Below are 23,010 nucleotides of genomic sequence, written 5' to 3'. Positions count from 1 at the left end.
ATCAGCCCATGAGGCGGCGTAGCCAGTCGAGCGGCCGCCGTTCGAAGAAAACACGCCCCGTGCGGCCGACCGAGCATCCGAGTTCGGGATCGGCGTTCAGTTCGGGTACGAGAATGGCCACGTCATAGCGTTCGAGGTGACGCGCGCTCGGCGCGACGGCCAGGTTTCGGTAGAAAGTTTCCGCTCCAGCGCCGCCGAGCCGCACGACCGTGGCGTCGAAATTGCGGTCGGAGTTGCGCGGCCGGAAAACGGCGCCGTCGCCTGCGGCCAGCGTGTGATAGACGGATTCCGTGACGGACAGCGTGACCAGGATGGAGTCGCAGTCGAGCAGCCGCGCCACCGGGTCGCCCCGCTGCAGGGCTTCTCCGTCGGCGGCCAGCGTTTCCCAGTAAATCCCGTTGACCGGCGATTTCAGCTCGGCGCCGGCAGCGCGTGAGACACGCAACTGCTCGCCGTCCAGCCTGTCCGAAACGATTTCGAGGCGCGATCGGGCCTCGTCGAGATCGGCCGAAACCGCCGACAGCTGGCTTTTCAGTTCGGTCGCGCGTTGCTCTGCATTCGGCGCATCATTGTAGCCGTCGCCGAGGAAGACACCCCCTCTGGCCGTGTCGAGTGCGATCTGCAGCACCGCGATCTGCTCCTTCACGGCGTTCACCCAGAGGTCGCGCAGTCCCGGCGCCTGCGCCGCGTCATCACCGGGCACGCCGGCGTCTCTCGGCGGCCGGACGTCGAACGCGTCCGGCAGTTCGCCGCTTTCGAGGATGTCCAGTCGTTCGCGCGCGAAGGCAAGCCGCGCCTCAATGTCGCTGATCCGGGCCGCGCGATAGGTCGCTGACCGCTCGTCGAGAGTATCGATGATCGCTTCTGTCTCGTCGCGCGTCCGTGTCAGTCGGGCGATTTCGGCTTCCGCGAAACCGGCCTCCATTCTCAGGTCGTCCAGCCGGGTTCCGTCGACATGGATATCATCCACCCCGGCGATCACTTCGCCCGTGGTAACCGGCGAGCCAAGCGGCCTTTCGACCGCCGAAACCGCCCCCGCGATTGGGCTCCTGACAGTCACCAGCCGCGCATTGATGGTCGCGTCGGCGCTTGCGCCGGCGAGTTGCTCACCGATGAGGATCCAGAGTGCAAGGGCGACGGCCAGCCCGCCGATGAGTATTCGCCAGAATGTCATATCCCGTATCCGACTCGCGTGCCCGTCTCCTGACGAGCGGTAAAAGGCCCAGGCAGCGTGGCGTTTTTGCCGGCCGATGCTGCTGTTCTCTGCGGCATTGTATGGTCGGCGACGATTAGAATTCGTTAACGATGCCCCGCGCGAACGAAATGCAGACAGACAGATCGTAAGGTCTTGGTCGAATGCGTTGCGGCGCCTGCTTCCTGACGACGGGTATGCGGATACAGCTGGCCGGGTGCGATGACCGGCTTTTTTTCTCCCGAACCGCGATGGGCGAAGTCGGTCGCCGATATTCGGCGCAATTGTACGTTCACTTGCGTAACGTCACGCGCTAAGCTTCCCTTCGGAAGAGGAGAAACGGGCACACGCCCGGCAGGGAGGAAGCATGTTCAAGGGTCTTAGAGGATTGATCGTCGCTTTGGCGGCGACTGCCGTGATGACGGTCGGCGCATCCGCGCAAAGCCGGATCACGATTGGAACGAACCCGCAGGGGTCGCTCTACTACACGGTCGGCGGCGGCATGGCCGCTGCGTTGCAGGAGGCGCTCGGGCGTCAGGTTACCGTGCAGCCTTTCGCCGGCTCGACGGTCTATCTGCCGCTTGTCGCCAATGGCGAGGTGACGGTCGGCATCAATTCCAGCATCGACACGGGCGGCGTGTTCCGCGGTGACTATGGCGCCGATCCGCAGAATGACCTGCGCGTGCTGGCGCGGCTTTGGGGTTTGCGCGTCGGCATGGTGAGCCGCGCCAATGACAATCTCGTCGAGATCAAGGACCTGAAGGGCAAGAAGGTCGTCACCGACTTTTCCGCTCTCAAGGCGGTCGGTCTGGTCAACCAGGTGATGATACAGGCCGGCGGCCTGGCGCTTGACGAAGTCGAAGGTGTGACGGTCTCCGGGCTCGGGCCGGGCATGGATGCTCTGACGGAAGGCTCGCTGGATGCGTCCAGCATCGCGGTTGGCATCCCGCTCACCCAGCAGGCGCATGCATCGATCCCGGGCGGCATCCGCTACGTTTCGATCACCGGCGAGAACGCGACCGACGAATTCGTCGACGACCTCTATCCGGGCACCTACATCGTGACGGTCGAGCCGTCCGCCCGGCTTCCGGAAGTGACCGATCCCGTCAACGTCATCGGCTACGACGTGTTCATGACGACCTCCGCGTCGCTGAGCGACGAGGACGCGACCGCGATCCTCACCGCGCTCTACGATTCGTTCCCGCAATTGCGCGAGGACTATGCGCCGATCCGTTCGGGCTCGGGCGACCAGTTCGCCGAACCCTCCAACACCGTGCCCTTCCATCCGGCGGCAATCGCCTTCTACAAGGAAAAGGGCATGTGGACCGACGCGAACGACGCCAAGGAAGCGACATTCGCGAAGTAAGCGGACAGTCATCCTGATCCATGACGGAGCCCGGATACACGGGCTCCGTTCTTGAACGGTCTGTGCTCGTGAAACATTCGAATACGCTCCGCGCGATCCTTGTCGCCATCCTGCCTGCGATGGGCGTGCTATGGCTGCTTGACGTGCCCCGGAAACTCGGCTGGGTGATCATCACCGAGCAATATCTCGCCGTCATTTGCGGAGTGGCTTGCCTCGTGGGGCTGATCACCGCGCCCCTGCGCGGCCGGCTGGCGGTGCTGGACTGGATCTTCGGACTGGCGACGCTGGCGTCATGGGGCTGGCTTGCCTGGAATTACGAGGCCTGGCTGCTGGACCCGATCAATCGGGGGCCGGGAAAATGGGTGCCCGCGGCCATCGCCATCCTCGGCGTGCTGGAGGCGACGCGGCGGCAGTGCGGCACCGTGCTGGCGGCGCTTGCGGCGGCGTTCCTCGCCTATGGGTTCATCGGCTGGATGGCGCCGGGCATCTTCGAGGCCGCCTATCTCGCGCCGGCCCGCTACATCCTCTACATCTATAACGACACCAACGGCATTCCCGGACTGGTGATGAATGTCGGCGCCACGCAGATCCTCGGCTTCATCGTGTTCGGCGCGACGCTGAACGCTGTCGGCGGCAGCCGGGCGATGACGGATCTCGCCTTGTCGACGATGGGCCATCGCCGCGGCGGTCCGGCCAAGGTCGCGATTCTTGCGTCCTCGCTGTTCGGCACGCTGAGCGGCTCCACGGTCGCGAATGTCATGTCCACGGGCGTGGTGACGATCCCGATGATGAAGAAATCGGGCTTTCCCGCCCGTTATGCGGCGGCGATCGAGGCGGTCGCCTCCAATGGCGGCCAGATCGCCCCGCCGGTGATGGGCGCGACGGCCTTCGTGATCGCCGAGTTCCTGCAGGTTCCCTACACGGATGTCGTGGCGGCGGCGCTGTTGCCGGCGGTGTTCTACTATTTCCTGCTCTACCGCATGGTCGACCGCTACGCCGCCGCCAACGGGATCGAAGGCGAAGCGCGCGAAACGCTGCCGCGGTTCAGGGATGCGCTGATCAACAGCTGGCCGCTGCTGGCGCCGCTGGCGGTGCTGATCTGGTTCCTGTTCTATCTCGGCTATTCGCCCGGCAAGGCGGCGCTTTATTCATCGGGCGCGGCCTTCCTGCTGTTTGCGGTGACCAATCCGCGCGAGGCCCTGCGAAAGATTCCGGTGATCCTCAGGGAAAGCGGCAGCACGCTGATCCCGATCCTGCTCGTCTGCGCCATTGCCGGCATCATTATCGGAACGATCAACGTCACCGGGCTCGGCTTCGCGCTGACGCTGGCGCTGGGCAAGGTCGCCGCGCTCGGCGGTGTCGGCGCGCTGCTCTTGGCGACGGCGGGAATCGCGATCGTCCTCGGCGTCGGCATGCCGACCACGGGCGTCTATGTGATCGTCTCCGTGCTGCTCGCGCCGGCGCTGGTGCGCCAGGGCATCGGCGAGATGTCGGCGCATCTGTTCATCCTCTATTTCGGGCTGCTGTCGATGCTGACGCCGCCGGTGGCGGTTGCCTCCTATTCGGCGGCCAGCATCGCCGGCAGCGATATGTGGCAGACCGGCGTGACCGGCGTCCGTCTTGCGATCGTCGCCTATCTTCTGCCCTTCATCTTCGCGCTCAACCCGGCGCTGCTGATGGACGGAACCTGGCTGCAGATCGCGGTGTCCTGCGTCACCGTCGCCATGGCGGGAACCTTGCTGGCCGAAGTCCTCGCCAACAGGCGCGCCTATGGCGGCGGCGGCATGCGGCTCGCCGCGGCCATTGTTTCCGTCATTGTCGGCGCAAGCACGGCGATCTTCGAACCGGCCAGTCTCCCGGCCATCGCCATCGCGGCGATCTCTGTTCCCGTCGTCTGGGCGTTCACGCGCCTGGGCGCTTCCCCGACCCCAGTGAAGGAGCCTGCTGCATGAGCGACCGTTTTCCGATGAATCCGCCGCGCGATCCCAATCCGCCTTACAAGCGGATCGCGACCGAGGAGGCGTGGATCCCGAAGAATATTCTCGATCTCTACATTCGCGAGATTGCCGACAAGAAAATCCACGATCCGGGCTTTCACCAGCTCTGGGGCTTCTTTGCGGGCGAGTCCGACCTGGCGACGCGGCACCGCCGGCGCATCCAGGATCTCGACGAGATCAGGATCGGCGACATGGACGCCAGCGGCATCGACATGCAGGTGCTGGCGCTCGGTTCGCCCGGCGTGCAGCTGTTCGATCCCGCGACGGCAACGTCGTTGGCCATCGAAGCGAACGACCAGTTGGCGGAGGGCATCGCAAGGCATCCGGACCGCTATATCGGCCTCGCGGCATTTAGTCCGCTCGATACCGAAAATTCGGCAAAGGAACTGGAGCGCGGCGTCACCAGGCTCGGCCTGCGCGGCGGCATCCTGAACGGCCACACGCTCGGCACCTATCTGGACGAAGAGAAATACTGGTCTGTCTTCGAGGCGGCCGAGGCGCTGGATGTTCCGATCTATCTGCATCCCAACATGCCGTCGCCGCAAATGATCGAGCCCTTCCTGAACCGCTCGCTGGATGCGGCGATCTACGGTTTTGCCTGCGATACCGGACTGCATGCGTTGCGGTTGCTGATTTCGGGAATTTTCGACCGTTTCCCGAAGCTGCAGATCATTCTCGGCCATTGCGGCGAGGCGCTGCCTTACTGGCTCTACCGGATCGATTTCATGCACACCCGCATCGCTTCGACCGGCCGGCACCCGGGCGTGAAGCCGCTAAAGCGGCGCGCCTGGGATTATCTGTGCGACAACTTCCACTACACTTCGTCCGGGGTCGGCTGGGCGCCGCCCATCAAATTCGTGATGGATACCGTCGGAACCGACCGGATGATGTACGCGATGGATTACCCCTGGCAGTTCGTGCAGGAAGAGGTCGGCGAACTCGATTCCATGGAAATCCCGCTCGAGGACAAGAAAGCCTTCTTCGAGGAGAACGCGCGCAAATTGTTCAAGATCGGCGACCTCTGATCGGTACGCCGTGAAAATCGGGCGGCTTCACGCTTTGGAGCCGCCCTTTCCCGCGCCGATCCTGCGCGCCGCCATCGCCTCCCATGCCGGAAGCGCTTCCGCCTCGATCTCGGCCAGATGGTCGGGCAACTCCGGCGGCAGGTCGAGGCTTTCCGGCGTCGAAAACCCGGTCGATTTCCAGATCGCGTCGTACCAGTGCTCGCCCCACACGCCGTCTTCGGCGCGCGGCCCGGCCTCCCAGGAGAGCATGGCCGGATCGAAATCGATCCCCACCGCCGCGCACAGCGCGGCGAGCATGGCCTCGGGCTCGGCGAGGATATCCTCCGACGCCACCACGACCGGCGTCTTGCCGGTCATCTCCGTGACATGCCGGTCGATCTCCAGCATCCGCCGGTAGCCGATATCGCGTTCCGTCACGCTCTGCTTCTTGCGCGCATAGCTCGCCAGCACCCGGCGCGGATGGCGGATCAGGAACACATTGGTCGCCCGCGCCGCCCAGTCGAGCGGAAACCCGCCGATCATGTGATGCGGCATGTGTTTCTGGTAGCAGACCGGCGTCGCGAACGGCCCGAGACATTGCCGCGCCACCGCGTCCGGGTCGCATTCCATCGACGCGATGATCGCTTCCTTCATCGGGTGGTCTGCGCCCGTCGCCGCCAGATAGGCGCCGTAGAACGGCTCGTCCATGGCGGTGCAGTCGGCGCGGTTTCCGAAGGCGCGCATCATCGCCGTCGACAGGTTGCGCGGCCCCGACCACATGGCGATGATTTTCGTGTCGGTCATGTCGTCCTCCCGTCCGGCGCGAATGATCATGCGGCCGCACGCGGGCCGGCGAGAATGACCGCCGCTCCGACAAGGCAGATCGCGGCGCCGATCGTGTCCCAGCGGTCCGGACGGTTTCCCTCCACGAGCCACAGCCAGGCCAGCGAACTCGCGATATAGACACCGCCATAGGCCGCGAAGGCCCGTCCCGCCGCCGAACTGTCGGCAAGCGTGAGCAACCAGGCGAACAGCGCCAGAGACAGCCCGCCGGGCACCAGCCACCAGGCCGGCTTGTCGAGGCGGAAAAAGGCCCAGAAGGCATAGCAGCCGGCGATTTCGGCGATGGCGGCTCCGATATAGGCTGCGGCGGTGGGCATGACGTCTTCCCGGCGATTCTTCCTGTCCCAAGTTGACCTTCGCATTGCGTCCGTTGCAACTGCCCGAAACGCAATCCGGAGGCTTTCGATGCCCGATCATCGCACCACCACCCACGACGCCGAGCACGATCCGCGCAATGACGACATCCTGATCTATGTCGATGGCGCCCTGAAGCCGCGCGCCGAGGCGACCGTCTCGGTCTATGATTCCGGCTTCCTTCTGGGCGACGGCATGTGGGAGGGGCTGCGCCTGCATGAGGGCCGCTGGGTCTTCTTCGACGATCACATGGACCGGCTCGTTTCCGCCTGCAAGGCGGTCTCGCTCGATATCGGCATGGACCGCGCCGGCATCCTCGCCGCGCTGAACGAGACCGCCAAAGCCAACGACATGACCGACCATGTTCACGCCCGGCTGATGGTCACGCGCGGCGTCAAGGTAAAGCCTTTCCAGCATCCCTCCCTGTCGCGCTCCGGGCCCACGATCGTCATCATCATGGAGCATTCGACCCCCGCGCCCGAAACCCGCCGCGGCGTCACGCTCGCCACCGTGCCGCAGGTTCGCGGCCTGCCGATGAGCCAGGACCCTAAATACAATTCCCACTCCAAGCTCAACTGCGTCATCGCCTGCCTGCAGGCGGAGGAGGCGGGCGCCGACGAGGGCCTGATGCTCGATCCCCATGGCTTCGTGAACACCACCAACGCCTGCAACTTCTTCATTGTGCGCAAGGGCGAGGTGTGGACCTCCACCGGCGACTACTGCATGAACGGCATCACCCGCCAAAAGGTCATCGACCTCTGCCGCGCCAACGAAATCCCCGTCTTCGAACGCAATTTCTCGCTTCCCGACGTCCACGCCGCCCAGGAAGCCTTCCTCACCGGCACCTTCGCCGGCCTCACCCCCGTCGCCGCGCTCGACGGCAAGCCGTTCCCCGAGACGGACGGCCCGGTGACGCAAAGGCTACGCGGGCTGTATGAGGAACTGGTCGCGGCGGGCTGAGACGAAACGAAATTTCTCTAACTTTCACCCTTCAGCCGTTCCAGCGCCGCAACGGCAATTGTCCGGTTACTGCGGGCCGCCTCGGCATAGTGCTCCATTCCCGGATTATCGAAGATGTCCAGCGCAGCATCATAAGCAACGATGGCCTGTTTGAGCCATGTCATGCCCTGTTCTCCGCCGTCGCGTTCGCCTAGTCTCACGAGTGCACTGGCCCGGTTCATCTGCGTCATGGCCCACTGGGCGGGCATTGTGTCGCGGGTGAGGATTTCCTGCGCGGCGTCACAGGCGCCGACGGCCTGTTTGAGCCATGTCATGCCCTGTTCGCCGCCCGCGCGCTCGCCGAGGTTTCGAAGTGCTACGGCGCGGTTCGCCTGCGTCATTGCCCATTGGGCGGGCATGGTGTCGCGCGTGAAAATGTCCAGAGCTGAGTCAAACGCGTCAACGGCCTCTCGGAGCCACGCCATCTTCTGTTCTCCGTCCGCGCGCTCGCCTAGGCGAAAAAGTGCTCCGGCGCGGTTCATCTGCGTCATAGCCCATTGAGTGGGCATGGTGTCACGCGTGTATATTTCCAGAGCGACGTCGTATGCCTCGACGGCTTGCTTGAGCCACGCGATGCCCTGCTGGCCGCCCGCGTGCTCGCCGAGGGCTTCAAGGACGACGGCGCGGTTCATCTGCGTCATCGCCCATTGGGCGGGCATGGTGTCGCGGGTGCTGATTTCCAGCGCCGCGTCACAGGCGTCGACGGCTTCCTTGAGCCACGCCACGCCTTGTTCTCCGCCCGCGCGTTCGCCGAGGCGAAAAAGTGCTCCGGCGCGGTTCATCTGCGTCATGGCCCAGTCGGCTGGCATGGTGTCGCGTGTGCGGACTTCCAGCGCGGCGTCACAGGTCTCGACGGCCTGTCTGAGCCACGCCATTCCCTGTTCTCCGCCCGCGCGCTCGCCGAGACTTAGAAGCGCTCCGGCGCGGTTCATATGCGTCATGGCCCATTCGGCGGGCATAGTGTCGCGTGTGTGGATTTCCAGCGCGGCGTCATAGGCGTCGACGGCCTGTTTGAGCCGCGCCATGCCTTGTTCGCCGCCCATGCGTTCGCCGATGTTTCGCAAGGCAACTGCCCGGTTCATCTGTGTCGTGGCCCAGTCGGCGGGCATGGTGTCGCGGGTGCGGATTTCCAGCGCGGCGTCATAGGCGTCGACGGCCTGCTTGAGCCACGCCATGCCCTGTTCGCCTCCCGTGCGTTCGCCGAGGGTAAAAACGGCGATCGCCTGATCGTTGAGGGCAGCGGCCTTTTGCTCTGGGCTTGCAGCAGCCTGCTCTACGAGCGCGGCGAGATCGGCGGAAACCTGTAGGTCGAGCAGCAAGGCCTGGTCGCGCCCGCGCGCATACCATTCCTCCTGAATTATGCGCAGTTGGTCGAACCGTTCCGCCTGATCCGGAAAGGCGATCTGCGCCTTGTCGAACAGACGCTTCGCCGCCTTCTTCGCGTCGCGGCGCAAAAGATCGGTGCGCAACGCCTGGTCCAGCAGTTTCTCCGCCGCCAGCTTTTCCCGTTCCTGCCGTTCCTGCCAGTCGGCAAAGGCTTCGTCGGCGGCCACGGACGCCTCGTCATCGCGTCCCTCCGCCGAAAGCTCTGCCATCCGCTCGATCACGTCATCGACGAACCGGTCGATATTCGACGCATGGCCCTTCTCCGCCTGCACATCGATGGCGATCCCGACGGCGCGTTCGAGTTCGCGCAATGCCTGGTCGACATCGTCCACATCGGCGCTGACCCGTCGGGCAAGTGTCAGGATGGCCGCCTCGCGGATACCCGCCTTGCGGGCCGTCTCCGCCAGTTCCTTCGACAGGTGCGAGACAAAACGCTCCAGCACGGCATCATCGGCGGATTTGCCCTGCGCTTCGACCGTTGACGGCGCGTCCTGCCGGCAGGCATCCACCTCGTCCTGCGGAATGTTCAGATAAACCTGCAAGGCGCTGATCGTCTTCGCCTGCGGACGCTTGACCTTGCCGTTTTCGAGTTCCCAGATCCGCGATCTCTTGGCACCGTCGCCAAGCGCTTCATTCGCAAGCTCCTCCGGGCCGAGGCCCTGGGCCTCCCGGTATTTGAGGACAAGCCTCCCGAATCTCGCGCCAAAATGCGGCATTCCGAACATTTCCGTACAAGAACAATCCGAACCGGCCATACACGAACCGAACGTGCCGCCGGTAAATCGTCTTCCACAGTAATCGTCAGGAGTGATCGCACAAGTTCAAACACTCACCGGCCGGTGAACAACTTCAAAAGGAAAAGACCATGAAGAAGTTCACCCACTCTGTATGCTATTTCGCCCTTGCGGGCGCCTATGCGGCAACTCTTGCCGGCATCGACAAGGGAGCCGTCACCGCATTGACCGCGCTCCTCTATCTGCTGCTCGCGATGGACGAACTCACCGGCGGCAGCCATTGAGGCGGCGGGGCCGGGCAATTTGGCCATCTTGCCCGACCCCACCCCAAAATCACCGCTTCCCGCGCACTCTCTTTCCCCCTATATGGGCGCCATGACCGAGACTCCGCTTTCAAACATCCGCAATTTCTCCATCGTCGCCCATATCGACCATGGCAAGTCGACGCTCGCCGACCGGCTGATCCAGATGACCGGATCGCTGGAGGAGCGCGAGATGAAGGAGCAGGTGCTCGACGCGATGGATATCGAGCGCGAGCGCGGCATCACCATCAAGGCCAACACCGTGCGTCTCGAATATGACGCCAAGGACGGCCAGCACTATGTGCTCAACCTGATCGACACGCCCGGCCATGTCGACTTCGCCTACGAGGTCTCGCGTTCGCTTCGCGCCTGCGAGGGCTCGCTCCTCGTGGTCGATGCCTCGCAGGGCGTCGAGGCGCAGACGCTGGCCAATGTCTACCAGGCCATCGACGCCGACCACGAGATCGTCACCGTCCTCAACAAGGCCGACCTGCCCGCCGCCGAGCCCGAGCGCGTCAAGGAGCAGATCGAGGAGGTCATCGGCCTCGACGCCTCCGACGCCATCCTGATCTCCGCCAAGACGGGGCAGGGGGTCGATCAGGTGCTGGAGGCGATCGTCACGCAATTGCCGCCGCCCAAGGAAGGCGACAAGTCCGCCCCCCTCAAGGCCATGCTGGTCGACTCCTGGTACGACGCCTATCTCGGCGTCATCGTGCTGGTCCGTGTCATCGACGGCACGCTGAAGAAGGGCCAGAACATCCGCATGATGGGCACGGACGCGAAATACCCGGTCGACCGCGTCGGCGTGCTGACGCCCAAGCTGGTCGTCGTCCCCGAGCTTGGCCCCGGCGAGATCGGCGTCCTGACCGCCTCCATCAAGGAGGTGGCCGACACCCGCGTCGGCGACACCATCACCGAGGACAAGCGCCCCTGCGACACCATGTTGCCGGGCTTCAAGCCGGCCCAGCCGGTCGTCTTCTGCGGCCTCTTCCCGGTCGATGCCGGCGATTTCGAGGATCTGCGCTCCGCCATCGGCAAGCTGCGCCTCAACGACGCCTCGTTTTCCTATGAGATGGAAACCTCCGCCGCGCTTGGCTTCGGCTTCCGCTGCGGCTTCCTCGGCCTGCTCCATCTGGAGATCATCCAGGAGCGCCTCAGCCGCGAATTCGACCTCGACCTGATCGCCACCGCCCCCTCGGTCGTCTACCGCATGACCATGACGGACGGCTCGGTCACCGAGCTGCACAACCCGGCCGACATGCCGGATGTCGTGCGCATCGCCTCCATCGAGGAGCCGTGGATCAAGGCGACCATCATGACGCCGGACGATTATCTCGGCTCCATCCTGCAGCTCTGCCAGGAGCGCCGCGGCATCCAGACCGACCTCTCCTATGTCGGCGCCCGCGCCATGGTCTCCTACGAATTGCCGCTCAACGAGGTCGTGTTCGATTTCTACGACCGGCTGAAGTCGATCTCCAAGGGCTACGCCAGTTTCGACTACCAGCTGTCCGGCTACAAGGAAGGCGATCTGGTCAAGATGTCGATCCTCGTCAACGAGGAGCCGGTCGACGCGCTCTCCATGCTGGTCCACCGCTCGGCGGCGGAAAAGCGCGGCCGGCTCATGTGCGAGAAGCTGAAGGACCTGATCCCCCGCCACATGTTCAAGATCCCGATCCAGGCGGCCATCGGCGGCAAGGTCGTCGCCCGCGAGACCATCTCCGCCATGCGCAAGGACGTGACCGCCAAATGCTACGGCGGCGACGTGACGCGAAAGCGCAAGCTCCTCGAAAAGCAGAAAGAGGGCAAGAAGCGCATGCGCCAGTTCGGCAAGGTGGAGATCCCGCAGGAAGCGTTTATTCAGGTGCTGAAGGTGGGTGAGTAGCGTCCCGCGCTAGCGGGCGAAAAGCCAAGCGGTGAGCTTGCGAACGCTTTTCGAGCTGCGAATGCCCGGAGCCATAGCGGAGGGCCGGCGGCTAAGGCTCCTCCCTTCTCCCCGCATGCGGGGAGAAGGTGGCCCAAAGGGCCGGATGAGGGGGCATGGCTCAGGAATTATTTATTTTGGACCTTAGAGTCCGACTCGAAACTCATGCTGACCGGGCCAGTCGTCGTGTGAGCAGCATGACGGATGCGGCGTAGAGGAAGACCTCGGCGGAGGCGATGGTGCCTTCGAAATCCTTGGCCAGCCGTCGGTTGCGACTGATCCAGGCGAATGTGCGTTCGACCACCCAGCGGCGCGGCAGGACGTGGAAGCCGATCTGGTTGGCGATCTTCTTGACCACCTCGATGGCGATGCATGTTGCATCCTTGACCCTCTGGGCGCCATAGGCGCTGTCGGCGAAGGTGATTTCGACGAAAGGGAAGGATCGTCGTGACGCCTTGAGCAGCGGGACGGCACCGTCACGATCCTGAATGTCGGCCGGATGCGCCTGGATGACCAAGGCCCGGCCATCGGTATCGACCATGGCGTGGCGCTTGCGCCCTTTGATCTTCTTGCCAGCGTCAAAGCCCCTGGGGCCGCCGGCCTCGACGGTCTTGACGCTTTGGCTGTCGATCACCGCCGCCGAGGGACTGGCCTCACGTCCGGTCCGTTCTCGATCGGTCATGACAAGGTGGTGATTGATTGTCTGGAACAGACCTTCGCGGCGGAAGCGCAGGAACCAGCCATAGACCGTCGTCATCGGCGGGAAGTCCTTGGGCAGAAGCCGCCAGGCGATGCCACCCCGCAGCACATAGAAGATGGCGTTCATGATCTCGCGCATCGGCCATTGACGCGGCCGGCCGGTCCTTGCCGGCGCCGGCATGAAAGGGGCGAGAATTTCCCATTCCGCATCACTCAGATCGCTTCCATAACGCAGATGATCGCGGCTATGCTGCCGCCGGGTGGCCGGTGTCCACATGAGGCTCTCCAAACTGGCTTTGACAACCGTTTGGAATCACATTCGGGACCGGCCATCCAGCCTCGCCCCGAGTTTCAGGACGGCCTCTTAGTGCGGCGCTAAACGATAGCGCCAGAACGCCCCGGCCGTGGTTTTCTGACATAAGGAAAATAATTCCTCGACTACGAGTCTTGATTCAGAATTTATTTTAGAAACTTCTGATCATGTATTGTACGCTAGTCTGCTTCACCTTTTAGCAACTCAAAAATTTTTAAAATTCGTGAATGGTTTTGATTGTTGAAATCCAATTTTGAATTTTTAATACCTATTTCTAGTTTAGATAGCGGTGATAACGTGAAAGAATATTCACTCATTTTCCCAAGGAGTTGCTTGAGAGTGACAATTTCCTCTTCATATTTAGATTCGTCGGTTAAGGCGTAGATTATGCAGTACATGGCCACGATGTTTACGGCCATGGGCGTGCCGTTTCTAATTTCGAGGGTGCTAATTGTGTATTTTGCGCCCTCAATGTCAGATGCGAGGATGCAGGACATAGATTTATTAAATATGGAAAAAGGTCTTGAAGATCCTTCATCTTGTGCTCGTGAATAGTATTCAAAGGCGCTCACGCCATCTCCTTGCATAAGGAGTTCATTCGCTTGCGCGGTAAGCGCATTCCCTTCGGTGCTAACCGGGCGTGCTTGGTCGGAATCGCCTTCTAGTATTTGATTTCGCAGCGATTCTGCAATGGGATCGTCTGCGTTTAGAGTGAGCGCAGTCTCTATGTCCTTTAATGCTCCAGCGCTGTCTCCATTCAAAAAACTTGCTTTTGCCCTTCCTAAGTAAAGAGTGTGCATAGCCGGTGCGGCTTCTATCTTGGTGTCGTAAAGTTCGATCGCTTCAGAAAAGCGTCCGGCTTTAACAAGCTGTCGAACTGAAGTCTGCGACAAATCGCTGTCTTCATTTTTATTCGAATCATTTCTCGGCCCGCTTTTCTCTGCTATTGCGGCACGGGTTAGATCTTCTTGAAGAGATTCTCGTATTAAGCTTTTCAGTCGGCGATCTTCATCCTGAATGGACTGAAATTCTCTATCCGCCACCTCCAATAGGCCTGCAAGGGCGATAAATTTACGTTGAAGTGAGCGTGGAAGATCAGATTGGTTCTTATACTGTATGTCGTGCTCTATTTCTGCCCATGCATGCTGCAGAACGGTTCTAACCTGAATCTCACAGACCAGTCCTTTATATTTTCGCGAATCCGGTAGAGAGACTCTCTCATCAGAAAACTTGATTAAATAATGAATGCTCTGGTAACCGAATTTTCCTGCCCTAAAGCGCTCTTCTCCGATGTCTTTTTTCTCTATAATGCTGAAATTATCTTCAACAAAACGGCATACTTTTGAGACATCATGAAGAGTATAAGTGATTATACGAACGCCCGCCAAATCTGTAATCTCACGGATGGCATCGATATATCGCAATTCTCCGTCAGCGGAGCGGCGTGCCGCCTTCTTAGAGAAACTCTCGATCGATTTTGCGCGCGCTTCGATGGTGTGAGTATATATATCGGAAGATGGAAATGATTCTGTGATGATCCTTTTTGTTTCTTCGCAAAGTGAAGCATATTTTGGTTGAATTCTGCGGTAATTCGCGATCTGAGATTCTATCGCTTTTTCAGTTACATTTTTGTTATTAGTATCCACCGTTGACATCCGATTTTTATCTATTACGTGCGCTCAAACATTCAATAATCAGATTAATTTCTCAAGCATGTGATGCTTCGCTGTCAAGTGACTTATGTGAACAAGCGAAATGACAGTTGAGATCATAGGATAGTTTCCGTTCGGGGTCCGCCAACAGAGGTGCGGATATCGAGATGATAGAGAGTTCAGTAGGCGATATGCATCGTATAGTCTCTTCCTTCATTTCGATCGTACACCCCATTTCCACGGAACGAACCCATGCCCGACACCCACACAATCATCACCGTCGACCAGGCCGCGAAGATCATGCGGGCCGCCTTGCGTGACGCCATCCACCGCCATTCGCTGTGGTATCTCGCCCAGGGCGTGCTGATGGTTGTCGCCGGGTTTGTCGCGCTGGTCTTCCCCGTGATCTCGTCGGTTGCCACCGTGGTCCTGCTCGGCTGGTTGCTCATCATCTCCGGCATCTTGCAGGCGGCCGGGTTGATCGGCGCGCGCCACGTGCCGCATTTCTGGCTGCAGCTGATCTCCGCCGCGCTGTCGCTGATCGTCGGCTTCCTGTTTCTCGCCAGTCCGGGCGAGGGGCTGCTGGCGCTGACGCTGCTGCTGATCGTCTTCTTCATCGTCGGCGGCATGGCGCGCATCGTCTTCGCGCTCACCATCCGCCCGTTCCCCAACTGGGGCTGGATCCTCGGCTCCGGCGTCGTCGGCCTTCTCCTCGGCGTGCTGCTCTTCGCGCAGATGCCGGTCACCGCCGCCTGGCTCCTCGGCCTGCTCGTCGGCATCCAGCTCCTCACCGAGGGCGCCGCCCTGTCCTGGATGGCATGGCAGGTCAGGCAGGCCAGCGACGCGCCGGGCGATTAGCCGCAAATCCGCGACAATCCTGTCCACCGCCCCGACGCACCCCTTACCCTGTTCCCCGCCCGATGACGGACGGAGACAGGCATGGCATTCAACTGGGCGCGCGCGGTGGCGAAGAACCGGGACGATCTGTTCGAAGTCGTCACGCGGCTTTTCGTGCTGGCCGGCATCCGCACCGGCCGTTCGGTCATCATGTTGCCGCGCGGCCTGCGCATCCGCGTCCTCGCCGCCCTGCGCCCGGCCGAATTTGCCGTCCGGCGGCTGATCCTCATGGCGGCCTGCGGGCTGGTTGCAGTGCGCCCTGCCTCCCCCTTGAGGGGAGGCCGGCAAGTGGCTCGCGAAGCGAGACAGAGCCGGGTGGGGGTAGGAACCACTGACCAGGAAGATTTGTTACCCCCACCCGGATCGTCTGCGCCGTCCGCTTCGCGTCCGCCTTGCCTCTCCGACCGCCCCGCAAGGGTGAGGTTGAACGCGCGTGGTGAGACATCGCGGCCAGCCGCCGCCACTCCACCACGCACCGCCATCCCCGCTTTCGCCCTGTTCGACCCGTTCAAGCCCTTCGGCCATCCATGGCTGGAGGATGTCGACGACGCGGAACCCGACGGGCCGGTCCGGGAATTCGACCCCGGCGAGCCGGTCGATGCGCGCGGCGTCTGCCGGCGCATCGTCGCGCTGGAGGCGGCGCTGCAGGATATCGACCGCCATGCAAGGCGGCTCGCCCGCTGGCGCGCGCGGCGTTTCGCGCGGGAGACGGCCGGGCCGCGCCCGCGCCGCCTCAGCGTCCTGCGTCCCGGCCGGCCGCCCGGCTGGCGCAAGCACCCGAAAACGCCGGTCGAGACCGTGCTGAAGGAATGCCACGGCCTCGCCCGTTACGCGTGGACCGCCCCGGACACTTCCTGACCGTCCCGCCGCGAAGTGCAGCCGTCGAGCAACCTGCGTCCTGGCGTGGGATTGCTGGCGCGCGCCACAGGGGCCCGCCAGCGACGAACGCCCGAAGCGAAAGCGGAGGGCAGGAGAGGAGCTTACGGGCGGGACAGCTTAGGGGCCCGCCAGCGACAGAACCGGACAGCGGCTTGCCGCTTACGACAGGAAAACAAGAGGAGCGGCTGGCGAAGCCGGCCAATCGACAATGATTTGTCGATTGGAGTGACGAACGCCCGAAGCGAAAGCGGAGGGCAGGAGAGGAGCTTGCGGGCGGGACAGCTTAGGGGCCCGCCAGCGACGAGTACAACGAGGAGCTTACGGGCGGGACAGAGACTCCCATCACGCCTGCCTTACTCCGAGTCACCGAAAATGACTGGCCCTGTCCGATTCCCGCCGGACTGTTGCGCGATTGTCCCCCTGCGGATCGCGCCGGTCTCCGGCCGCCGCCAACACCATCGGAGCGGCCCGTCACCGGGTCTCGTGGAACAGGCAAGACAGGGTAACGACAATGAGTATCACCTGGGAAGACGTGCGGGGGCACGCGGATGAGGGATATGAAGGGGCAGGAAAGACGAGGGCGCGCCGCAAGGCGCAATCGGCCGGCAAAGCCAAAAACACGACGAAGACCGTCGTGATGCAGGTCGCGGCGCTTGGCCTTCTCGCCATCGTCGGCGGCACCGGCGGCGCCGCCATCGCCTCCTATGCGGTCCATCGCGACCCCGCGCCGGCGGCCGAAGCGCCGGGCATCGACCCCGCAAGTTCCCAGCCCGCAAGCGCCGAGCCGGTCAAGGCCGACGCCGCCGAGCCGGAGCCGGGCATCGCGCCGGCCCGCATAGAACCGGGCGCCACCGTGCCCGACGCAGGAGATACGGGCGAAGCGGGCACGATGACCGCCGATGCCGCGCCCTCCGTGCGGCGCGTCACGGCGCTCGACGCCGTGCCGGAGATCGATCCGATCCCTAGCGTCGAAACGCAGGTCGCCGAGGCCCGCATCGATGCCGGCGGCCGGTCGCCCGCGCCGGCTCTGGACAGCCAGGCGATCGAGGTGTCCGAGCCGCCGCGTCTCGCCGCCGTCGATGCGCCCGAAGTCGGTGCTGGTGTCGACGCTTACGAGACCGCCTCCATCCTCTCGCCCGGCGAGCCGGTCGCCGTGGCGGATTCCGACGAGGAGGCCTCCCGGCTCGAACAGCTGATGGCCGAGGAGAGCGCGCCGCCCGCAGCCGACACGCTGCCCGCCGCCAGCGCCGACGATGCCACGGCCCCCGTCGCCGATGACGGCACCCTGCTGTCGCCCGCGCGCGCGGCAAAATATGTCAATCTGCGCGCCAGCCCGGACAATGAGGGCGCGGTGCTCGCGGTCGTGCCGGCCAGCGCCGAAATCCTCGCCGAGGAGAACTGCACCCACTGGTGCACCGTCGTTCACGACGGCCGGCGCGGCTATGTCTACAAGAGCTTCATCGAACGGCCGGGCGCCGTCTCCGGCTGACGCTCCGCGTCCTCCTCCGCCCCGGCCCACGCGATCCAATAGCCCGCAATTCATGACGTTTTAACCGTCTGCGGGCTAATCGTCGCAAAACCGGAAGGCGCCGTCGGCGGCGCCATGGCGGGGAGACGGCGTGGCCGAAGGCAGAGAAAAGTCGGAAGAGATCGCGGACAGCGACCGGGGCAAGCTCGGCGCGGTCGCCGAGCGCACCACCAGCGCCGTGGTCATCACCGACGCCCGCCGCCGCATCGAATGGGTCAACCCGGCCTTCACCGCCCAGACGGGCTACACGCTCGACGACGTGCGCGGCCGCACCCCGCGCGACTTCCTGCGCGCCCCCGGCAACGACGAAGCCGTCATGAACGCGCTGGACGCCGCCTACCGCAACGGCGGCGGCATGACCTGCGAGATCCGCAACCGTTCCAGCGCCGGCACCGAATACTGGGTCGAGATGGATGTCCAGCCGGTCTACGACCGCGGCGACCTCACCGGCTTCGTCTCCATCGAGACCGACATCACCCACCGCAAGGCCAATGAGCAGCGCCTGCGCGAGGCCAGCGTCTTCGGCGCGATGCTGGAAGATTCCCTCAACGAGATCTACGTCTTCGACACCGGGACGCTGGCCTTCATCGAGGCCAATCGCGGCGCGCGCGAGAACCTCGGCTACTCCATCGACGAACTGCGCGCCATGACCGTCATCGACATCAAGCCCGATATCGACGAGGCCGCCTTCCGCGATCTCGTTGCCGGTCTCCTGTCGGGCGACGAGAAGACCATCCGCGTCGAGTCGCGCCACAAGCGCCGCGACGGGTCTCTCTACGATGTCGAGATCCATCTGCAGATGGCCTCCGGCGCGCCGAACCGTTTCGTCGCCTTCGTCCTCGACATCACCGCGCGCAAGCTGGCCGAGGCCGAGGCCGAGGCGGCGCGCCAGCGCCTGTCCGCCGCGATCGAGACCCTGCCGGACGGCTTCGCCCTCTACGACGCCGACGACCGTCTCGTGATCTGCAACGAGCACTATCGGAACATCTATCCCCTCAGCGCCCCCGCCATGGTACCCGGCGCGACCTTCGAGGAGATCCTGCGCCACGGTCTCGCGCATGGCGAATATGTCCAGGCCGTCGGCCGCGAGGAGGAGTGGCTGAGTCACCGCCTGGCGCAGCACAAGGCGGCCGAGACGACGGTCGAGCAGCACCTGTCGAACGGTCGCTGGCTGCGTATCGTCGAACGGCTCACGCCGGATGGAGGCCGCGTGGGCCTGCGCATCGACATCACCGGCCAGCTGGAAAGCCGAGAGCGCGCCGAGCGCGCCGAGCAGCGTCTCGTCGACGCCATCAAGGCGCTTCCGGCATCCTTCTGGCTCTATGACAGCGACGACCGTCTCGTCATGTTCAACGAGCGCTACCGCGACACCTTCTGCGGCGACCCGAGCTTTCTGAAGCCCGGCATCGCTTACGAGGAGGTGGTGCGCCAGGGTGTCCGCCAGGCCAAGAAGGCGAGCTTCCCCGGCCGCGAGGACGATGTCGTTGCGCGGATCATCTCCCACCGCCATGAGGGACACAGCGAGCGGGAGTACCAGCTTGCCGATGGCCGCTGGGTCCGATCCTACAACCAGAAGACGAGCGACGGCGGTCTGGTCGGTTTCGGCATCGACATCACCGAGGCCCGCGTGCGTCAGGACGAGCTGCGGCATGCGGCCTCGACCGACCCGCTGACCGGACTGGCGAACCGCCGCGGTCTTGCCGACTATCTGGAGGCGATCGCCAAACGGGCGGGCGACGATTGCCGCATCGCGATCATGCATATCGACCTCGACAAGTTCAAAGCGGTCAACGATGCGGTCGGGCACGATGCGGGCGACCACGTATTGCAATACTGCGCCGGAGTGCTGCTCAACGCCGCGCGCGGCGAGGGGATCGTCGCGCGCGTCGGCGGCGACGAGTTCGTGATCGTCTGCGCCGCACCCAACGACGAGGACATCGCCGGCATGGCCGATCGCCTCGTCCAGCGCCTTTCCGCTCCGATCCCCTATGGCGAGAAATCCTGCCATATCGGGGCCAGTATCGGCGTCGCCTTCTGGAGCCCCAACAGCGAGCCGGATGTCCAGCGGCGCCTGACCGACGCCGACATCGCCCTGCAGCAGTCGAAGTCCAGGGGGCGCGGCCGTTTCCATTTCTTCGAGGACGCCATGCGCCGCCGGGCGCTTCTGAGCGCGGAACTGGCGCAGGATATCTGCGACGGGCTGAAACGCGACGAGTTCGAGCCCTATCTCCAGCCGCAATTCGATCTCACGAGCGGCGCGTTGAGCGGCTTCGAGGCCTTGATCCGGTGGAACCATCCGGAGAAGGGCCTGCTTGTGCCGGGCGAATTCCTGTTCGCGGCCGAGGAAGCGAACCTGATGGATGCGCTGGACCAGCGCATGCTGGAGCGCAGTTGCGCCCTGGCGCCCGAACTGGCTATCGCCGGCATCGACAATCCCCGGATCAGCATCAATCTTTCCGGTCTCAGGCTTGGTGACCCGAAGATCGTCGAGCGCATCCGGTCCACCACCGAGGCCTATGCGATCGGGCCGCACCAGATCGTGCTCGAGATTCTGGAATCCACGCTCCTCGATGAACGCGCAGCCCATGTCGACGACAATCTGCGCAACCTCGTCGCTGCCGGTTTCGCGCTCGAACTGGACGATTTCGGCACCGGCCACGCCGCCATCGGCAATCTGCGAAAATATCCGCTGGAGCGCATCAAGATCGACCGCAGCCTCGTGGCGGGGATCGACAGCGACGTCGACCTCGTCATGATCACCAGCGCGATCACAAATCTCGCCAAGAGCCTCGGCCTGAAGGTTCTCGCGGAAGGTGTGGAAACCGAGGCGGAACTTGCCGTTCTTCGCCAGATCGGCTGCACCTGCGTGCAGGGCTATCTGTTCGCGCGGCCGATGCCGATCGTCAGCACGGTCGCGTGGCTGCAGAACAGGGACGAATTGTCGTCCGCCTGCCGGTTGGCCGCAAATTCCTGACGCGTTTCGCGATCGCGCCAATTCCATGCCGTATGGTCACCGTTTCTTCACCATGAAACCGGTTTCGGCGCGTTAACCCTTCGGCAACTTTGTTCCTTAAGCAGGTGGCAACAGGCCCTGTGTAGTTTCGCCTCAACCGATCGACGCCAATTGAAGTGTCGACGGGATGCTGTGAAAGAGAATAGGAGCTCATCATGTTTGCACGTTTCATGAAAGACGAATCCGGCGCGACCGCTATCGAGTACGGCCTGATCGCTGCGCTGATCGCTGTTGCCATCATCACCGGCGCGACGACGCTCGGCTCGAACCTGAACGCCAAGTTCAACGCTATCGGCACCAAGGTCGGCTCGACCGCCTAATTGCCGCGCCGCCCTTCGGCGGCTTGCGAGAACCTTGAAGATCGAAGGGCCCGTCTTGCCGAGACGGGCCCTTTTTCAATCGCGGGCTCCGGCCCGATTATGGGAATTTTAAGGGCATCGGGCCTAGCCTTGAAGGCAAGGCATATTGGAGTTGAGTGATGGTTGCTGCCGTTATCATGGTCGTGTTTCCCTTCGCGATGATTTTCGCGGCCCTGTCTGACGTGTTCACCATGACGATCGGCAACCGGATTTCGGCCGTGCTGATCGGATCGTTTCTTCTGGTGGCGCCCTTCATCGGCCTGTCCTGGGCGGAGTTCGGCATGCACTTCGCCGCTTTCGGACTGGTGCTGGCGGTAACCTTCGCTCTGTTCGCGACCGGGACCATGGGGGGTGGCGATGCGAAGCTGCTCGCCTCGACGGCCCTGTGGATGGGGTTCGGCGCCGCACTGCTCGATTATCTCCTGCTGGCGACGGTCGCCGGCGGCGTCTTCACGCTGTTTCTCGTCTTCTTCCGCAAGTCGACGCTCGCCATTTATGCCGGCGAGGTTCCGATCCTGCGCCGCATGATCGACGAGAAGGATATCCCCTACGGTGTCGCCCTTGCGATCGGCGGGCTGCTCGCCTTTCCCGACTCCCCGGCCATGATGTGGGTTTTCGATCGGATGGCGGCCTGAAAACGCCCGGCGGCGTTTTTATTCAAACTTTATTAAGCATGAAAATTACGGGCTCATTAACCCTAATTACACCTTTGACGCGGAAACATGACCCCCACGAGGTTCGGACTCCATCCGGAAAGTGGGTGTCATCATGTCGAAGCGTATCATCATACTTGGCGTAGCCATTCTGGCCGCGGGTGCCGCAGGTTACCTCGCCATGAACATGGTCGCCCAGCCCCCCTCCGGTCCGCAAACGGCGGAAGTCCACCCGGCCATCGAACTCGATGAAGTGCTCGTCGCCACCGAGAATCTGAACACCGGCACCGCCATTGACGGACAGTTGCGCTGGCAGGACTGGCCGGTCAATTCCCTTTCGCCCGACTACATCACCCGTTCGGCGCGTCCTGACGCGATCGAGGAATTGCGTGGATCCGTTGTCCGTTCGACGGTTGCCGTCGGAGAGCCGATCCGCCCGATCAAGCTTCTCGGTCCGGACCAGAGTTTCATGTCTTCGATCCTGCCCTCCGGCAAGCGCGCGGTCGCGACGATGATCGCGGCGGACACCTCGGCCGGCGGTTTCATCCTGCCCGACGACTATGTCGACGTGATCATGACGCGGCGTCCCCCGGAGCGTGCCGGCGGCTTCGTCACCGAGACGATCCTCGAGAACATTCGCGTCCTGGCGATCGACCAGACAATCCGCGAGGACGAGGAGGGCCGCCTCGTCCAGGTCGGCCAGACCGCGACCTTGCAGCTCACGCCGCGCCAGGCGGAAATCATCACCGTCGCGCAGCAGATGGCCGACCGCCTGACGCTGTCCCTTCGCTCGGTGCGCGATGTCGATCCCGACCAGGAAAACGACGGCGCGGAGCATCTTCTGACGGGAGGCTCGTCCGGCGGGTCCGTCACCGTCATCAAATCCGGCCGGCGCAGCGAGGTTCAAACACGATGAACG

At 63.2% G+C, this 23,010-nt stretch carries 19 protein-coding genes; 13 read left to right on the top strand and 6 right to left on the bottom strand.

Annotated elements, in window-relative coordinates:
- Nucleotide 1: 1 nt before the first annotated feature.
- Nucleotides 2-1,174: an HlyD family efflux transporter periplasmic adaptor subunit gene (locus tag ACQK2M_RS23765; protein ID WP_425419855.1), complete on the bottom strand. Its 1,173-nt coding sequence runs from the start codon at nt 1,172-1,174 to the stop codon at nt 2-4.
- Between the two features lie 385 nt (nt 1,175-1,559).
- Here ACQK2M_RS23765 and ACQK2M_RS23760 point away from each other — a divergent pair, with 385 nt between their 5' ends.
- From ACQK2M_RS23760 to ACQK2M_RS23750, 3 genes are read left to right on the top strand one after another with little or no spacing between them, the layout of a single operon-like run.
- Nucleotides 1,560-2,558 (top strand): TAXI family TRAP transporter solute-binding subunit, encoded by a 999-nt coding sequence (locus ACQK2M_RS23760; RefSeq protein ID WP_425419854.1) that lies wholly within the window; start codon nt 1,560-1,562, stop codon nt 2,556-2,558.
- 20 nt (nt 2,559-2,578) lie between these two features.
- Nucleotides 2,579-4,510 (top strand): TRAP transporter permease, encoded by a 1,932-nt coding sequence (locus ACQK2M_RS23755; protein WP_425419853.1) that lies wholly within the window; start codon nt 2,579-2,581, stop codon nt 4,508-4,510.
- Nucleotides 4,507-5,580 carry an amidohydrolase family protein gene (locus ACQK2M_RS23750; protein WP_425419852.1) on the top strand — a complete coding sequence of 358 codons (1,074 nt, stop codon included), beginning with the start codon at nt 4,507-4,509 and terminating at the stop codon, nt 5,578-5,580. The genes ACQK2M_RS23755 and ACQK2M_RS23750 overlap by 4 nt, the downstream gene beginning before the upstream one ends.
- Nucleotides 5,581-5,607: 27 nt before the next feature.
- On the opposite strand, the gene ACQK2M_RS23745 is transcribed toward ACQK2M_RS23750, so the two are convergent.
- Nucleotides 5,608-6,363, bottom strand: a complete 756-nt coding sequence (locus ACQK2M_RS23745) for a hypothetical protein (RefSeq protein WP_425419851.1) — start codon at nt 6,361-6,363, stop codon at nt 5,608-5,610.
- Between the two features lie 26 nt (nt 6,364-6,389).
- Entirely contained in the window at nt 6,390-6,719 is a 330-nt protein-coding gene (locus tag ACQK2M_RS23740; protein ID WP_425419850.1) for a YnfA family protein, read from the bottom strand.
- Nucleotides 6,720-6,807: 88 nt separating this feature from the next.
- Here ACQK2M_RS23740 and ACQK2M_RS23735 point away from each other — a divergent pair, with 88 nt between their 5' ends.
- The gene (locus ACQK2M_RS23735; protein WP_425419849.1) at nt 6,808-7,716 is read left to right on the top strand and encodes an aminotransferase class IV; all 909 of its coding nucleotides are present in this window, start codon (nt 6,808-6,810) and stop codon (nt 7,714-7,716) included.
- Between the two features lie 17 nt (nt 7,717-7,733).
- Here ACQK2M_RS23735 and ACQK2M_RS23730 read toward each other — a convergent pair whose 3' ends face one another.
- Nucleotides 7,734-9,857 carry a hypothetical protein gene (locus tag ACQK2M_RS23730; protein WP_425419848.1) on the bottom strand — a complete coding sequence of 708 codons (2,124 nt, stop codon included), beginning with the start codon at nt 9,855-9,857 and terminating at the stop codon, nt 7,734-7,736.
- Nucleotides 9,858-10,006: 149 nt separating this feature from the next.
- Between ACQK2M_RS23730 and ACQK2M_RS23725 the strand changes: the two genes are divergently transcribed.
- On the top strand, nt 10,007-10,159 hold the full coding sequence (locus ACQK2M_RS23725) for a hypothetical protein (protein WP_425419847.1): 153 nt from the start codon (nt 10,007-10,009) through the stop codon (nt 10,157-10,159).
- Nucleotides 10,160-10,250: 91 nt separating this feature from the next.
- Complete coding sequence (lepA, locus tag ACQK2M_RS23720) at nt 10,251-12,059, top strand: translation elongation factor 4 (RefSeq protein ID WP_425419846.1); 1,809 nt, start codon at nt 10,251-10,253, stop codon at nt 12,057-12,059.
- Nucleotides 12,060-12,261: 202 nt separating this feature from the next.
- Here the strand turns inward: lepA and ACQK2M_RS23715 are convergent, their stop codons facing one another.
- Nucleotides 12,262-13,074, bottom strand: coding sequence for an IS5 family transposase (locus tag ACQK2M_RS23715; protein WP_425416307.1), 813 nt, complete (start codon nt 13,072-13,074; stop codon nt 12,262-12,264).
- Between the two features lie 215 nt (nt 13,075-13,289).
- Entirely contained in the window at nt 13,290-14,756 is a 1,467-nt protein-coding gene (locus ACQK2M_RS23710) for a hypothetical protein (RefSeq protein ID WP_425419845.1), read from the bottom strand.
- A 258-nt stretch (nt 14,757-15,014) separates the two neighbouring features.
- Between ACQK2M_RS23710 and ACQK2M_RS23705 the strand changes: the two genes are divergently transcribed.
- The 7 genes from ACQK2M_RS23705 to cpaB all read left to right on the top strand — a co-directional run bounded on the left by ACQK2M_RS23705 (nt 15,015) and on the right by cpaB (nt 23,007).
- A complete protein-coding gene (locus ACQK2M_RS23705; RefSeq protein ID WP_425419844.1) occupies nt 15,015-15,620 on the top strand; it encodes an HdeD family acid-resistance protein in 606 nt (201 codons plus the stop codon).
- 81 nt (nt 15,621-15,701) lie between these two features.
- Nucleotides 15,702-16,517, top strand: coding sequence for a hypothetical protein (locus ACQK2M_RS23700; RefSeq protein WP_425419843.1), 816 nt, complete (start codon nt 15,702-15,704; stop codon nt 16,515-16,517).
- 532 nt (nt 16,518-17,049) lie between these two features.
- Complete coding sequence (locus tag ACQK2M_RS23695) at nt 17,050-18,027, top strand: SH3 domain-containing protein (RefSeq protein ID WP_425419842.1); 978 nt, start codon at nt 17,050-17,052, stop codon at nt 18,025-18,027.
- Between the two features lie 130 nt (nt 18,028-18,157).
- Nucleotides 18,158-21,040: a sensor domain-containing protein gene (locus tag ACQK2M_RS23690; protein ID WP_425419841.1), complete on the top strand. Its 2,883-nt coding sequence runs from the start codon at nt 18,158-18,160 to the stop codon at nt 21,038-21,040.
- Nucleotides 21,041-21,234: 194 nt separating this feature from the next.
- On the top strand, nt 21,235-21,399 hold the full coding sequence (locus ACQK2M_RS23685; protein WP_223476710.1) for a Flp family type IVb pilin: 165 nt from the start codon (nt 21,235-21,237) through the stop codon (nt 21,397-21,399).
- Nucleotides 21,400-21,557: 158 nt separating this feature from the next.
- The gene (locus ACQK2M_RS23680) at nt 21,558-22,073 is read left to right on the top strand and encodes an A24 family peptidase (protein ID WP_425419840.1); all 516 of its coding nucleotides are present in this window, start codon (nt 21,558-21,560) and stop codon (nt 22,071-22,073) included.
- A 133-nt stretch (nt 22,074-22,206) separates the two neighbouring features.
- The gene (gene cpaB, locus ACQK2M_RS23675) at nt 22,207-23,007 is read left to right on the top strand and encodes a Flp pilus assembly protein CpaB (protein ID WP_425419839.1); all 801 of its coding nucleotides are present in this window, start codon (nt 22,207-22,209) and stop codon (nt 23,005-23,007) included.
- Nucleotides 23,008-23,010 lie beyond the last annotated feature (3 nt).

The organism is Oricola indica (assembly GCF_965227485.1).
Classification (GTDB): Bacteria; Pseudomonadota; Alphaproteobacteria; order Rhizobiales; family Rhizobiaceae; genus Oricola; species Oricola indica.
Note: the sequence above shows the minus strand (reverse complement) of the source record. Positions and strands in the feature narration are given on the sequence as shown.